General features: G+C 38.4%; 14 protein-coding genes. 11 read left to right on the plus strand and 3 right to left on the minus strand.

Features of this window, described 5'->3' with window-relative positions; genetic code table 11:
• Nucleotides 1-32: 32 nt before the first annotated feature.
• The 4 genes from QJV33_RS09140 (at nt 33) to QJV33_RS09155 (ending at nt 4,965) form a co-directional block, all read left to right on the plus strand.
• Nucleotides 33-944, plus strand: a complete 912-nt coding sequence (locus QJV33_RS09140; RefSeq protein WP_281463039.1) for a DMT family transporter — start codon at nt 33-35, stop codon at nt 942-944.
• A 125-nt stretch (nt 945-1,069) separates the two neighbouring features.
• On the plus strand, nt 1,070-1,975 hold the full coding sequence (locus QJV33_RS09145) for a DMT family transporter (protein ID WP_281463040.1): 906 nt from the start codon (nt 1,070-1,072) through the stop codon (nt 1,973-1,975).
• Nucleotides 1,976-2,056: 81 nt separating this feature from the next.
• Entirely contained in the window at nt 2,057-3,862 is a 1,806-nt protein-coding gene (lepA, locus tag QJV33_RS09150; protein ID WP_281463041.1) for a translation elongation factor 4, read from the plus strand.
• Nucleotides 3,863-4,317: 455 nt separating this feature from the next.
• Nucleotides 4,318-4,965: a DUF2726 domain-containing protein gene (locus QJV33_RS09155; protein ID WP_281463042.1), complete on the plus strand. Its 648-nt coding sequence runs from the start codon at nt 4,318-4,320 to the stop codon at nt 4,963-4,965.
• A 5-nt stretch (nt 4,966-4,970) separates the two neighbouring features.
• On the opposite strand, the gene QJV33_RS09160 is transcribed toward QJV33_RS09155, so the two are convergent.
• The 3 genes from QJV33_RS09160 to hisI are packed head-to-tail and all read right to left on the minus strand — an operon-like array spanning nt 4,971 to nt 7,323.
• Complete coding sequence (locus tag QJV33_RS09160) at nt 4,971-5,744, minus strand: hypothetical protein (RefSeq protein ID WP_281463043.1); 774 nt, start codon at nt 5,742-5,744, stop codon at nt 4,971-4,973.
• A 3-nt stretch (nt 5,745-5,747) separates the two neighbouring features.
• Nucleotides 5,748-6,905 carry a lipid-A-disaccharide synthase gene (lpxB, locus tag QJV33_RS09165; protein ID WP_281463044.1) on the minus strand — a complete coding sequence of 386 codons (1,158 nt, stop codon included), beginning with the start codon at nt 6,903-6,905 and terminating at the stop codon, nt 5,748-5,750.
• 19 nt (nt 6,906-6,924) lie between these two features.
• Nucleotides 6,925-7,323 carry a phosphoribosyl-AMP cyclohydrolase gene (gene hisI, locus QJV33_RS09170; protein WP_281463045.1) on the minus strand — a complete coding sequence of 133 codons (399 nt, stop codon included), beginning with the start codon at nt 7,321-7,323 and terminating at the stop codon, nt 6,925-6,927.
• 73 nt (nt 7,324-7,396) lie between these two features.
• Here hisI and QJV33_RS09175 point away from each other — a divergent pair, with 73 nt between their 5' ends.
• From QJV33_RS09175 to QJV33_RS09205, 7 genes are all read left to right on the plus strand, one after another.
• A complete protein-coding gene (locus QJV33_RS09175) occupies nt 7,397-8,317 on the plus strand; it encodes a glycosyltransferase family 9 protein (protein ID WP_408869675.1) in 921 nt (306 codons plus the stop codon).
• A 40-nt stretch (nt 8,318-8,357) separates the two neighbouring features.
• Nucleotides 8,358-9,389, plus strand: coding sequence for a glycosyltransferase (locus QJV33_RS09180; RefSeq protein WP_281463047.1), 1,032 nt, complete (start codon nt 8,358-8,360; stop codon nt 9,387-9,389).
• Nucleotides 9,389-11,164, plus strand: a complete 1,776-nt coding sequence (asnB, locus tag QJV33_RS09185; RefSeq protein WP_281463048.1) for an asparagine synthase (glutamine-hydrolyzing) — start codon at nt 9,389-9,391, stop codon at nt 11,162-11,164. Before QJV33_RS09180 ends, asnB begins: the two co-directional genes overlap by 1 nt.
• 18 nt (nt 11,165-11,182) lie before the next feature.
• Entirely contained in the window at nt 11,183-12,502 is a 1,320-nt protein-coding gene (locus QJV33_RS09190) for a dihydroorotase (RefSeq protein ID WP_281463049.1), read from the plus strand.
• A 59-nt stretch (nt 12,503-12,561) separates the two neighbouring features.
• Nucleotides 12,562-12,936: a hypothetical protein gene (locus tag QJV33_RS09195; RefSeq protein ID WP_281463050.1), complete on the plus strand. Its 375-nt coding sequence runs from the start codon at nt 12,562-12,564 to the stop codon at nt 12,934-12,936.
• 78 nt (nt 12,937-13,014) lie between these two features.
• Entirely contained in the window at nt 13,015-13,719 is a 705-nt protein-coding gene (locus tag QJV33_RS09200; protein WP_281463051.1) for a hypothetical protein, read from the plus strand.
• The gene (locus QJV33_RS09205) at nt 13,716-15,095 is read left to right on the plus strand and encodes an outer membrane protein assembly factor BamB family protein (RefSeq protein ID WP_281463052.1); all 1,380 of its coding nucleotides are present in this window, start codon (nt 13,716-13,718) and stop codon (nt 15,093-15,095) included. Before QJV33_RS09200 ends, QJV33_RS09205 begins: the two co-directional genes overlap by 4 nt.
• Nucleotides 15,096-15,100 lie beyond the last annotated feature (5 nt).

A 15,100-nucleotide genomic window follows, 5' to 3' on the forward strand; every position in this document is an offset into this window, starting at 1 on the left:
GATTTTACAAATAAATACGAGCCTTACTAATTATGTCGAATATCCAACAAATTTCTAATGGGAAATCAAAAACACTTATTGCGACAGCCTCGGGGTTGTTAACCATTTTATTATGGTCGAGCTTGGCGGTGATGACGACATCATTACCCAATATCCCGCGTTTTCAGCTTTTATGGTTCGGTTTTGGTGAAGCCTTTATTATTGGTAGTATCATTTTGGCTTGCACAGGACGGCTGCGTGAAATGGCACAACCTTTTGCACCGTGGTTTACCGCATTCTGTGGGATTTTCTTTTTTCATTTGTTTTATTTCGTTGGATTAAACTTTGCACCACCAGCCAAAGTGACTTTGTTATCCTATTTATGGCCAACAATGTTGGTGGTGTGCATTGCTTTCCTAAGCGCCAAACAATTTCATATTGCTTATATACTCGGTGCGGTTATGGGGTTGGTTGGCACGATATTTTTATTGCCTCCCGATCATGGAGCATTACTGACTTCTGGGAATTTAATTGGTTATTTCTTGGGTATTTTATGTGCGATTGTTTGGACGATTTACTCACTTGTTAATCGCAGATATGCTTCCGTTCCGACAGGAATGATGATTGGTGTTTGTGGAGGGATTTCCTTGGTTGCTATGGGGATTCATTTTATGTTCGAACCAACAGTTTTTCCCAAGAATTTTAAAGAAATCTTAACCATTTTTTATTTAGGGTGTGGTCCAATGGGAATTGCTTTTTTAGCGTGGGATTATGCTACAAAGAGTGCCAATCTTTCTTTGATGGGGTCATTGTCTTATTTGGCACCATTACTTTCAACATTATGGTTGGTATTGGCTGGAAAAGCCCCTGCAACAATGGGTTTGTTTGTCGCGGTTTTATTGATAGTTGGTGGTGCAATTGTGGCAACATATCCATTACAAAAGAAAAAAAACAGTGAATGCTGAGGAAATACTTTACTCACTTTCTATATAATCAATAGGATATGGGAAAAAGAGGCATTAAGGGAAAACTTATGTACTCTGATTTGCATGGGTTTTTATAATATTATATTTAAATTGGTGTCATTATAATGCTTGCTTGTCAACAAAATTTTATTAAACAAAACAAACTATTACTTGCGACGGCTTCTGGTTTGTTGACTATTTTATTATGGTCCAGCTCATCTGTAACGATTACTTCTTTACCCAATATTCCGCGTTTTCAGTTATTGTGGTTTGGATTTGGTGAAGCCTTTATTGTGGGCAGTATTATTTTGGCGTTAACCGGTCGTTTGCGTGAGATGATGCAACCTTTTGCACCCTGGTTCACTGCATTTTGTGGATTGTTTTTCTTTTATATATTTGACTATGTTGGTCTTAGTTTAGCACCACCAGCCAAAGTAACAATCTTATCTTATTTATGGCCTATTATGTTGGTGATTTCTATTGCATTGATGAGTAACAAGCAATTTCATATTGCTTATTTGATTGGTGCGGTGATGGGACTGATTGGTACTATTTGCCTGATGCCTGCAGATCCTGGTTCAGTGCTGACTTTCAAGGTCATCTTAGGCTATTTATTTGGATTTCTGAGTGGGGTGGTTTGGGCAATATATTCGTTGGTTAATCGTAGATATGCCTCTGTTCCAACGAGCATGATGATTGGGGTTTGTGGTGGAATAGCGTTGGTTTCGATGGTTATTCATTTTGTTAGTGAACCCACAGTGGTGCCGACTTCTGCCAAAGATATCATGATTATTCTTTATCTTGGATGTGGTCCAATAGGTTTGGCATTTTTGGCATGGGATTATGCAACAAAGAATGCGAATTTATCATTAATTGGATCTTTTTCTTATTTAGCGCCATTGCTTTCTACGATTTGGTTAATATTAGCTGGACGGGCTACGGCAACCTATGCATTGTTCATTGCGGTTCTTTTAATTATGGGCGGATCGATTATTGCGGCTTATCCGTTGAAAAAAACAAAAGGGTCATAGTATTTTTTGTAAAAAAAGTATAGAACTATATCCTAATACAATTTTCTTTTTTTAAAATCATTTTGCCTTGTTGGTGCCTATATGACAGATACGCCTTTGGAATTTATTCGTAATTTTTCGATTATTGCTCATATCGATCATGGAAAGTCAACCCTTGCTGATCGTTTAATTCAGGCTTGTGGCGCATTGACGCAACGCGAAATGCAAGCTCAAGTTTTGGATAGTATGGATATTGAGCGTGAACGCGGAATCACCATCAAAGCACAAACAGTTCGTTTGCATTATAAAGCCAAAGACGGACAAACATATGTCTTGAATTTAATGGATACGCCAGGTCACGTGGATTTTGCTTATGAAGTCAGTCGCTCTTTGGCAGCTTGTGAAGGGTCTTTGTTGGTTGTTGATGCGTCCCAAGGGGTAGAGGCACAAACATTGGCAAATGTGTATCAAGCAATTGATGCACGTCATGAGATTGTCCCTGTATTGAACAAGGTTGATTTGCCTGCTGCGGATGTCGAAGGAACTAAAACTCAGATCGAAGAAATTATCGGTATTCCAGCTGATGATGCGATTGGCGTATCTGCAAAAACAGGATTGAATATTGAAGCCGTTCTTGATGCTTTGGTTACCCGTTTGCCAGCACCAAAAGGCGATGTAAATGCTCCACTACAGGCTTTGTTGGTTGATAGCTGGTATGATACTTATTTGGGTGTGATTATCTTGGTACGTGTCAAAGAGGGGCGTATTAAAAGGGGAATGCGTATTCGCATGATGTTCAATGGCAGCACGTATAATGTTGAGCAAGTGGGTGTATTCACCCCTCATATGCGTGAAGTTGAAAGCCTTGGTGCAGGGGAAATGGGATATATCAATGCAGCGATTAAAACGGTTGCAGACTGTCATGTTGGGGATACGATTACGGATGATAAAAAACCAGCCTCTAAAGCATTAGAAGGGTTTAAGCCATCTGTGCCTGTGGTTTGGTGTGGTTTATATCCGATGGATGCAGATGATTTTGAAAAACTTCGTGAAAGTTTGGGTAAGTTACAATTAAACGACGCATCTTTTCATTATGAACCAGAGACATCAGCAGCGTTAGGATTTGGGTTTAGATGTGGGTTCCTAGGGTTATTGCATCTTGAAATCATTCAAGAACGGTTAAGTCGTGAATTTGATTTGAACCTGATCGCAACGGCTCCTTCTGTAGTGTATCATTTGTTTAAAAATGATGGATCAGTTGAAGATTTGCATAATCCAGCCGATATGCCAGACCCAACATCGATTGATCATATCGAGGAACCTTGGATCAAAGCATCGATTATGGTTCCTGATGAATATTTGGGTGCTGTATTAGGATTATGTACGGAACGTCGTGGTCAGCAAATTGATCTGACATATGTTGGTACACGTGCGATGGCAATTTATCGTTTGCCTTTAAACGAGGTTGTTTTCGACTTCTATGATCGTTTAAAATCTGCGACCCGTGGGTATGCAAGTTTTGAATATCAAATGGATGGATATGAAGAAAGCGATTTGGTTCGTATCAGTATTCTGGTGAACCAAGAACCAGTGGATGCCTTGGCTTTTGTGGCGCATCGTTCTGTGGCAGAAAGCAGAGGGCGTGCAATTTGTGCAAAGCTAAAAGATCTTATTCCTCGTCAGCTCTTTAAAATCGCTGTTCAAGCAGCAATTGGTGGTCGTGTGATTGCGCGTGAAACCATTGGGGCGTTATCTAAGGACGTAACGGCAAAATGTTACGGTGGCGATATTTCTCGTAAACGTAAATTGCTGGACAAACAAAAAGAGGGTAAAAAACGGATGCGTCAATTTGGGAAAGTTGAAATCCCACAATCTGCGTTCCTGGCTGCATTGAAAATTGATCGCTAGTTATTGATGAATGATCCACGAGGCGATGATTGTGCCTTATGGATCTTTTATATCATAGTCATAAGGAAAGGAGATGAAGCGTTTATATGACTTCTTCACGGGGTTATTTTCTTATAACGCTTCTACTCGAGGTCATATTTATCCGTGTAAAAAGATCAGAGGAAATATTTGTACCACCTTGGATTAATTTTTCTGACATCAGTCTTTTGATTTTTTCTATCGAGAAGCTGGTGAGTTTTGGATGTATTCTGTGTGGAATCATTTTTGGGAAACAATGCGTAGATAAGAGCAAACCGCTTATTTAGACAAGTGAAAAGCTTCAGAAGTTTGGTGAGATTGGTATTCCGAAGAGTGGCAATCATTTTTATATGATGATGCGTATAATTGATTGATTCAATATCAATATGATGTATAGATATTCTATTTTAAAAATTGCTGCAATGTTAGAAAAATGAATGGAAACTATTGTTTTTAGTCTGGTAACAGGAATAATCCTTGGTGCTAGTTTTATATTTTTTAAATTAAAACAAAGATATCAACAAAAGATACATCAACTTTCAGAGAGAATCCTATATTTAGAAAATAAAGAAAAAAAACGGTTAAAAAATGCTGAGATTTATAAAAACAAACTTAAATCTCAAGAGATACAGTCGATAGAACCAGAGCTTACCAATCATCAACAACAAATAGAATATATCAAACAATGTGAATTATCATGCAAAAAGCCAATGAATTGGGAAGCTGTTAAATATTTTTATTATTTAAATGAGTGGATTCAAAGAAATCAATTAAACTGGTATGTGTCTTTTGAAGTGTCGATGGGTGCATTTATTCGCACCACAGGTAAAGAAGATGCCGAATTAAAGAAATCGGCATTCAGTTCTTATAATAGTAAAAGGGTGGATTTCTTATTGATTGACAATCAAGGACATCCCAGAGGGGTTATTGAATATCATGGCTCTGGGCATTATTTGTCCGATGATGCGAATGACAGAATGCAGGTCAAAAAGTTGGTATTGAAAAAGGTTAATGTTCCATTGATTGAAGTTCCAGAACAGTTGGATAAGCAGGCGTTTTTTAAGAGGTTGCAGGGCGTGTTGTAGTTGTTTCATAAGTATAATGATTGGTTTTTAAGTAGTTTTAGTAACTCTTGTAAGTTTTGATTTATTTGATCGAATAATTCTTTATTTTCTCTAATATAATTGAAAAAAGCTTCTTTTCCCTCAGGGGAAAAATAATAGCCATATTTAATCGATTCATTTAAATTGAGTATTAAAAGATCATAGGCACGAAGAAGTGTGTTGGTATTCTCAATCAAACTTTTAGCTTTTATATCAACTAATTTAAATATATCTTCAAATCTTTTTGTAAAATTGATACATATATCTCGAAGTGGCTGATTGTCATGAACTGTTTGAAGCTTTTCGGATAATTTTTCAAAGTTGTAAAATTCAATAGTGTTTTTATCAAGAGTATAACAGTAAAGCTCAATTGATGTAGATATAGAGAATAGTTGCTCGAAAACCCATATAATAGTATCAGATTTTTCTTTTGAAAACTCGCTTAATAATTCGGCTCTTTTTTGTTTTCTAAAATCTTGTGTAATAAGAACTGCAACGAGAGCAGCAAAAATAGTAGTAAGGCTAGAGAGTAAAGAAAAATAGCTATTTAAAGTTTCTAGAGAGAAATATCTACTTATAATAACAAAAGCAATTGTTCCAATACCGAAGATACTGAAAAAGGTAATTAGAATTCGTTTCATTAATTTAGAAGGGTGTAAGAAGCTCTTGGGTATAAAAAAAGATATAATTTTTTTCTTATATCCTATAAGAGTAGAAAGTAATTTTTGAATAAATTTTTTACCCTTTGCTATTATTGCCATTGATTACCCCTTAATCATCTCCAAAATCTCCTTTGCAGCAACATGAGAAGGTAGCTCATCATCTGGTCCAGATAGTTGGTGCATAATCTGGGTAAATGCATCTTGTTGAGCTTTGGCTTTTTCTGGATCGGTTAACAACGCCATTAACATGGCAGACAGCTTTTCTGGGTCGCAATCTTCTTGTAATAATTCTGGCACAATTTGTTTATTGGCAAGTAAATTTAACATACAAACATACGGTACTTTAATCATGCGTCGTGCAATTATTGCCGTTACAGGATTAACACGATAGGTTACTGCCATTGGCACTTTTGCCAACGCAAGCTCTAATGTCGAAGTGCCTGATTTAGTGAGTGCAGCACTGGCTGCCGCATAAGCATTATATTTATCTTGAGGATCATGAATAATAATGGGTTTGACTGGCCAATCATTCACCATATGCAGGACATGTTCTTTGGCTAGGGGTGAGGTTGGAATGACTGCGGTTACTTCAGGAAGTTGCCGTTTCAATAGGGTTAATGTTTGTTTGAATACAGGCATTAATTTTGGTAATTCAGAACGACGGCTGCCAGGCATAAATAAAACAACAGGGGTATTATCGTTGATTTGATGGTCTTGTCGGAATTGCTCTGCATTTCCGTGATGAACTTCGGTTTCTAAAATAGGATGTCCAACAAATGTGCTTTGTAATCCATGTTTAGAAAAGAATTCTTTTTCAAAAGGCAGCAAGCATAAAAGCTTTTCCCATAATCCAGGAAATTTCTTGACACGACTTTCGTGCCAAGCCCAAACTTGAGGTGCAACATAATGCACTCTAGGAATATGTAAATTCGCAATGCGTTTCAACAATCGTAAAGAAAAACCAGGGCTATCAATGGTGACAACTACGTCAGGGCGAACGCTTTTAATATGCTCCACCGCTTGAGTTAAACGATTGGATAACATGCGGATTTTTGGCAGAACTTCGATCAATCCCATTACAGCAAGATCTTGCATTGGGAACAAGATTTCTAGTCCTTGTTCTTGCATTTTTGGCCCACCAACACCACAAAATTTAAGGTTGGGATTGAAATGACGTAATGCTTTAATTAACTTTGCGCCCAATTCATCCCCACTGGTTTCACCGGCCAATAACCAAATTGTGTGTGTTGTGGTGCTCATGATCTTGCCCTGTTAATGATTATTGATGATAAAGTTGGTTTGGATCTATCAGTGGTTTGCTGACTTCGATTATTTCTCCTTCACGATAAGCGTAAAAGAAACAATTTCTTCTCCCTGTATGGCAAGCAACACCTTTTTGATCGACTAATAGTAAAAGTGTATCTCCGTCACAATCAAGGCGCATTTCGATCAACTGTTGCATTTGCCCCGAAGTTTCACCTTTGCGCCATAATTTTTGACGACTGCGAGAATAATAGCAAACATGATTTGTTTGAAGCGTTTCACGGATAGAGTCTTTGTTCATCCATGCCAGCATCAGCACTTCACCCGTATCATGTTGTTGAGCAATGGCGGCGATTAATCCATCCGCGTTAAATTTCATCATAGATAAAAAAGAATTAATGGATGAATCTGTCATTCTGTATAGACCTTTACAGCAAGATAAAATAATATTCTTTGTAGATTATTCTTTTGCCCAGTATAAGTATGATATGCAATCATCTACAATAAAAAATATTTTGTTTATTACTTCGACCCGATTGGGGGATGCTGTCATCTCTACAGGGATATTGAATCATTTAATACAAACTTATCCAAATGCAGAATTCACCATTGCTTGCGGTTCAGTTGCTGCAGGAATCTTTGATCGGATGCCACGGCGTAAAACAACGTTGATCATGGAAAAACAAAATTATGATTTACATTGGTTGATATTATGGAAACAATGTATTTTACATCCATGGGACTTGATTGTTGATCTGAGAGGTTCTGCAATTAGCTATGTTTTACGAGCGAAAAAACGTGTTGTTCTTCGTGGTGGTAGGATTAAAGAAAGACGCATAGAGTATCTAGCAAAAGCTTTTCAATTACAACCTACACCATTCCCTGTGGCATGGGTTTGGGAAGAAGATCAACAGATAGCCAAGCAATATCTACCAGATGATTTCTATATTGCTTTGGCACCAACAGCTAATTGGGTGGGTAAGGTTTGGGATATTAATCGTTTTATTGCTTTGGCTCAGAAAATACAGACATTGTTTCCACAATGTAAATTTGCTGTTTTTTATGGGGCTGGTCAGCAAGAATATGCAATGGCAAAACCATTGTTAGAGGCGGATTTACCGATTATCAATGTTGGTGGGGATTTTAAACTGTGTCAAGTCGCAGCAATGTTTCAGCGTTGTAAAGGATTTGTTGGGAATGATTCTGGATTGATGCATTTGGCTGCTGCTTGTCAAATTCCTGTATTAGGATTATTTGGTCCCAGTCAAGTCACTGAATATGCTCCAGCAGGTTTATATGCTCAAGCAGTCGTTGCAAATGGTGACGAGGGTAAAGCATCAATGGATAATTTATCGGTTGATAAAGTTCTTGAAGCATTCAAAAGATTATATCAAAAGAATGAAAAATAGCTAAAAGGTGGGTGCAATCAACATGGGTAGGAAAGAATAAATGAATGATTTACGTATTGCTCATGTGATGGCGGGTGCGGCTAACGGCGGGGCTGAATTATTTTATGAACGTCTTTGTGTAGCGCAACATGAGCAGGGTTTGAATATACTACCCATTATTCGTAAAAATCCAGATCGTACAAAATTATTACAACATGGTGGATTAATCCCTCGTGAACTATCTTTTGGGGGGAAAACAGATCTTTTGACAGGGCGTAAGTTAAAACAGTTATTAAGCGATTTTTCTCCTAGAGTATCTGTTGCATGGATGAATAGAGCAGCTTCTTTCATGCCTGTTGGTAATTGGGTGTCGGTTGGGCGTTTAGGTGGTTTTTACGATCTAAAATATTATAAAAATTGCGATCATTTGGTTGGAAACACCAAGGGTATTGTGAAATGGCTGATTGAACAAGGTTGGCCCCAAGAACGCACGCATTATGTGCCTAATTTTGCTAGAGATTTCCCTAATGTTATTCCTAAACGCCCTGATTTTATCCCTCAACAAGCTCCATTTCTATTGGCTTTGGGTCGGTTACATACCAACAAAGGCTTTGATATCTTAATTAAAGCGATGCCTTTCTTAAAAGATGCCCATCTTTTAATTGCAGGCGAAGGTGAGGAACGTGCGACTCTTCAACAATTAGCTGAGTCATTGAACGTGTCAGATCGTGTGCATTTGCCAGGATGGGTCACGGATATTTCTCAACTTTTGGCGGCTTGTGATGTGTTCGTTTGTTCTTCTCGTCATGAACCTTTGGGAAATATTGTGTTAGAGGCATTTGCAGCAACCAAACCTGTGGCTTCAATAGCGTCTCAAGGACCTGTGGAACTGATTACCGATGGTGAAAATGGCTTATTATCGCCATTAGAAGATGAAACATTGTTAGCGCAGTCTATACAAAAATTATTAGATTCTCCTGAATTTTCTAATAAAATTGCACGAGCAGGGCGGCAGAAATTTGAACAGGAATTCAGTAAAGAAACTGTATTAAATCAATGGTTTGAATTTTTAAGTAAAGTTGAGAAAGTTTAATGTGTGGTTTGGCAGGTATTGCTCTTAAAGCTGGGTATTCAATAACCGATCAACAAAAGGAATTATTAAGGGCTGCTCTTGCTCACCGTGGGCCAGATGGTTCTGGTGAATGGATAGGGCAGCATGCTGTATTCATTCATACACGCCTTTCAATTATTGATCTTGACGGAGGAAAGCAACCGTTAAGCTATCAAGACAAACAATATCTTGTTGCCAATGGTGAAATTTATAATGATCTAGAGTTACGTCAATCTTTTTCAAACTATCCTTTTCAAACTGGCAGTGATTGTGAATCTATATTGCCTTTATGGCAGGAATTTCAGGAGAAATTTCCAGAAAAATTGCGAGGGATGTATGGGGTGGCGTTGGTTGATGTGGATGAACATACAGTGATCCTAAGTCGTGATCCATTTGGAATTAAACCTTTATATTATGCTTGTGTAGAGCAAGGGATTGTGTTTGCTTCCGAAGCTCAAGCATTGATTCAAGCAGAGTTTGTTCAACCTCGTTTGCGTCAAGAAGGGATTAACTCTTTACTGCAACTTCAGTTTATTCCAGGAAAAGAAACGATTTTTCAAAATATTCATCGGCTATTGCCTGGTGAGACATTAATTATCAAAGATGGAAGTATTGTTGAAAAGAAGCGGATTGAAGTTTTCAAAGAACGAACCCAGACGTTATTTAATTCAGAAATTGCTTTGTCAAAACTTGATCGTATCTTAGAAGAAACTGTGCGTATTCACGAACGTTCTGATGTTCCTTTTGGATTGTTTTTATCAAGTGGGATTGATAGTTCTATTATCCTAAAAATGATGCAAATTTTGGGGCAAGAAAAACGTGTGAGAGCTTGGACTGCACGTTTTGAAACTGATGATCGTCATGATTATGTGGCTGATGAAACGGATCAAGCATCTTATTTAGCGAAACAGGTGGGTGCAGAACATCATATTTTCTCTATTACTCAACAACAAGTTTGGGAGCATTTGCCCCAAATTGTGGCTTGTATGGATGATCCCGTTGCAGATTATGCGATCATTCCAACTTGGTTCTTGGCGAGAGAAGCCAGTCAATCGGTGAAAGTGATTTTATCAGGTGAGGGTGGCGATGAATTATTTGCAGGATATGGACGTTATCGTAAAGCCAGCCAACCTTGGTGGCGCGGTGGGAAGAAAATATATCGCAAAGGTGTATTTCATCAAACGGATTATTTGCAGTCTTCACTATCTTCTTGGCGAGATGAAATAACAGCTTATGAAAACACGTATGATTTTTCGTCGATGACGCGTTTAACCAAAGCGCAGAAAATTGATATTGAAACTTGGTTACCGAATGATTTGCTGATTAAACTGGATCGATGTTTAATGACACATGGGATCGAAGGGCGCGTACCTTTTTTAGATAAAAAAGTAGCAGAGTTTGCATTCAGTCTTTCTGATTCTTTAAAAGTGCAAAATTGGCAAGGAAAATGGATTTTAAGAAAATGGCTAGAAAAATATTTTCCAGAATCCAAACCTTTTGCGCCTAAATTAGGGTTCAGCGTTCCGATCGGGTTATGGATTGAACAACAAGCACCAACTTTGGCACCTTTGGTATCTCAACAAGATGGAATAAAAGGCGTTGCTTTTTCTGATAAAATACTACCATTATTTGAAAAAGCCTCTGGTCGAAAAGAGCGCTATATGGCATGGAATTTATTATTTTATGCTTTATGGCATCAAATACATATAGTGGGACAATCTCCAACGGGTTCTGTAACCGATATTTTGGCAGTTTAGAAAAGAAGAAATAAGAAAATGCATTACGATTTAATATTAAAAAATGGAATTTGTATTTTTCCTTGGGGAGAGGAAAAAACGAATATTGGTATTAAAAACAGCCGTATTGTATCTTTAACTGTTGGAAATCATGACGCGTCAGAACAAATCTTTGATGCTCAAGGATTACATGTGTTACCAGGTTTAATGGATTGTCATGTGCATTTTCGCGAGCCAGGTAATGCATTGGTTGAAACGATTGAGACAGGAACCAAAGCAGCTGCTTTGGGGGGATTAACAACTGTTTTTGATATGCCAAATACCAACCCTGCAACGGCAGACTTAGAAACGGTGCAATGGAAACAAAAACGAGCATCAGAAACCAGTTGGATTAATTTTGGTTTTTATATTGGTGCAACCAGAGAAAATACCAAAGATTTAGCCAGTTTAGAATCTCAACAAGGCGTGTGTGGGATTAAAGTTTATGCAGGATCTTCCACAGGGTCACTAATGGTAGAGGATGATGCCAGTCTTGAGCAAGTGATGTTAAATGGGCATCGTCGCGTTTGTTATCATGCCGAAGATGAATATCGTTTACAAGATCGTAAAAAGCTTTTTTGTGAGGGAATGCCTTATGAAAATCACAGCAAATGGCGTGATGAAGAATGTGCATTTTTAGGGACACGTCGTATCATTGCTTTGGCACGTAAAACAAATCGTCCAGCCCATATTTTACATACAACCACTCAAGAGGAACTAGAATGGTTGGTGGATTATAAAGATATTGCTACGGTTGAGGTCTTGGTCAATCATTTGACGCAGATCGGTCCAGAATGTTATGAACGTTTAGGAGGGTTCGCAGTGATGAATCCACCTATTCGTGACCGACGTCATTATGATGCTTGTTGGGTCGCGATCAGAAATGGGATAGTTGACGTGGTTTCCTCCGATCACGCTCCTCATGATCCAACATTAAAAGCGAAACCTTGGTTATGTTGTCCTTCTGGTATGCTTGGGGTGCAAACGATTGTGCCGTTAATGCTTAATCATGTAAATGAAGGACGTTTATCCTTAAGTCGTTTAGCAGACGTGATGGCAGCTAATCCAGCTCGTATTTATGGAATGCCAACCAAAGGACGTATTCAAGTGGGATATGATGCAGATTTTACTTTGGTAGATATGGGTAAAAAACGCCGTATTACCAACGATTGGATTGCATCGCCAGCAGGGTGGACACCTTACGATCAAGTGGAAGTTAAAGGTTGGCCGATGGTTACCATTGTCAAAGGGCGTATCGTCATGCAAAATGATGAAATGCAAGGAAAGCCAGAAGGTCAGTTGGTTAATTTTTTACCATAGAAAAAATGTTTGATTTAAGTTATTTATAAACGCAATAAATTTATTTGGGATGATAAAAAATGAAAATTTTACTACAAGCAGGGATCGTTGGATTAGGAATGATTGTTGGCAGTGCTGCTTTTGCACAAGATTGGGCAGCCAGTTGTGGTCATGAACCCAAAGCTCCTTCTATTAATGTATCGAATGTATCTAATTATAATAGCAGCGTAGAACATTATACTGCTTATGACAAAGCAGCACGTGCATATTATAGTTGTGTTGCCAAAGCTGCACATGCAAAACAAGCGGCAATTAGTCAAAAAGCTGCTGCGGATATGGAACCTTATAAAAAGGTTACGACAGACGTACGTAATCGTATCACGGCGAATTTAACCAAGATACAAACAGAATTAAAAGCAGGTGGAAAAAAATTAGGGGCAAAATCTAAAAAATAGGCTATGTAAAGGATAATGTTATTTGCTTATTGATGATATAATGGCATGCATTATTGATTAGAAAAGGAGAATATATAGGTGTCTGAAGACCTATTAAAAGAAATTGATGCAGATATACGCGCAGAAAAAATAAAAAATACTGCACGTCGTTATGTGGCTTTTGTTGTTGTATTGATTATTGTTGCTGTCGCTGCATTAGGAATATGGCAATATAAAAGCTGGCAATATCGTAAAGCTGTTGAACAAGCCTCCTTTTCTTATTTTAATATAACACAGCCTATTATTGCAATGATTCCAGGGCAGACTATTTCGGATGCCACAAAGAATACGGCAATATCACAATTAAAAACATTGTCTGGGAATTCCCCTCAGGCGGTGCATGCTTTGGCCCAGTTAGAACAAGCAGGTTTATTGGCAGATCAAGGCAAAGTCAAAGAAGCCTCTATTGTGTGGGAAACATTACGAGGTGATAAAACAGCACCATCTGATTTTCGTTCTTTAGCAGGCTTACTATGGATACAACATCATTTAGATACAGCCCCGCCATCAGATTTGCGTAATCGTATCAATGAATTATTGGGACAGCAAACCCCTTGGTACGGACTACTTAAAGAATCAGAGGCTTTGTTAAATTTACGTACAGGTAAACTCATAGAAGCACGTCAGATTTTTGGACAATTATCAACAGATATAAACGCGTCTCCAGCATTGCGTCAACGTGCAAACATGATGTTACAAATTATCGCTCATGATAAAACAGTAAATAAAAAGGGTAACCCATGATAAAATCTTTTTCGATGGTTAATAAAGATTTATCCCGCCGTTCGGTATTATTAGCCACTGGGGGCAGTATTGCATTAGCCGCATGTGGGCATAAAAGCGAAAAGAAAGTTTTGGTTGGACAAAGAATAGATGTGTTCAGCTCTGGTGCAGGGTTGATGGTAGATCAAGACGATCATACACCAATTACGATCCCAGCGCCAATTATTGATTCAAAATGGATGCAAGAAGGACGTGTCCCCAGCCATACTTCAATACATAGTGCCATTGGCGGTGTTCGTAAATTATGGGATTGCAGTATTGGTGCAGGGAATTCAGAGCCAAGCCCATTGGCGTTTGTTGCGCTGGGTTCAAAGGGCAGAGGTATTGTCAATACAACTCCAGTGGTTGATGGGGATCGTTTTTATACTGTGGATGCTGTTGGAAAAATCGCTGCGTTTGATTGGAAAACAAGAAAAGTATTGTGGCGTTTAAACCCTAATAAAAAAGGCTCTAAGTCAAGTAATTTAGGTGGAGGCATTGGATTAACGGATGATGCTTTATATATTGTCGATGGCGTTGCCGAAACATTAAGAGTTGATCGTAATAACGGCAAAGTTGTATGGCGTGTAGATGTAGGAACTCCTGGACGTTCAGCCCCAACCATTGTTGATGATCGTCTATTTTTCGGTACTATTGATGGCAGTTTGTTTTGCTTAGATACAAAGACTGGTAATCAATTATGGTCATATCAAATAGGCAGCGTGCAAACAAAATTATTTGGACAACCTGCACCTGCTTATTTTGATGGTATTATTGTGGCTGGTTTTGGTACGGGTGATTTGGTTGCTTTGCGTGCTGAAACAGGCGAACAAATTTGGACGGAAACCTTGGGGCGTGGTGGTCGAGATTCCGATACGGATTTCTCAGCCATTAGTGCTTTACCTGTGATTGTTGATGGCACTGTCTATGCCATTAGTGTAGGGTCAGTTTTGGTTGCTATTGATGTGCGTTCAGGGCGCAGGTTGTGGGAACGTGAAGTTTCAGGTCAAAATGCAATGGTTGTGATTAGTGATTGGCTGTTTGCCTTATCATTAGATCAACAATTAGCATGTTTAGATCGTATTACAGGGCGTGTACGTTGGGTAACCCAATTGCGTCGCTTTAAAAATGCAGAAAAATCAAAAGATCCAATTGCTTGGTATGGTCCTGTACTTGGGGGTGGGCAATTGATTTGTATTAGTGATTTTGCTGAAAATGGTTTGGTAACAGTTGACCCAGTAACGGGGAAAGTGACCAAAGTTGTTAAAACAGATATTACTCCAGCGTTTGCCCCTGTTATTGTTAATGAAAATTTGCTGGTTGTTGGACAAGACGGCAAATTGACTGCTTTTGGATAGGAATA

It is taken from the genome of Commensalibacter nepenthis (genome assembly GCF_029953305.1).
Lineage (GTDB): Bacteria > Pseudomonadota > Alphaproteobacteria > Acetobacterales > Acetobacteraceae > Commensalibacter > Commensalibacter nepenthis.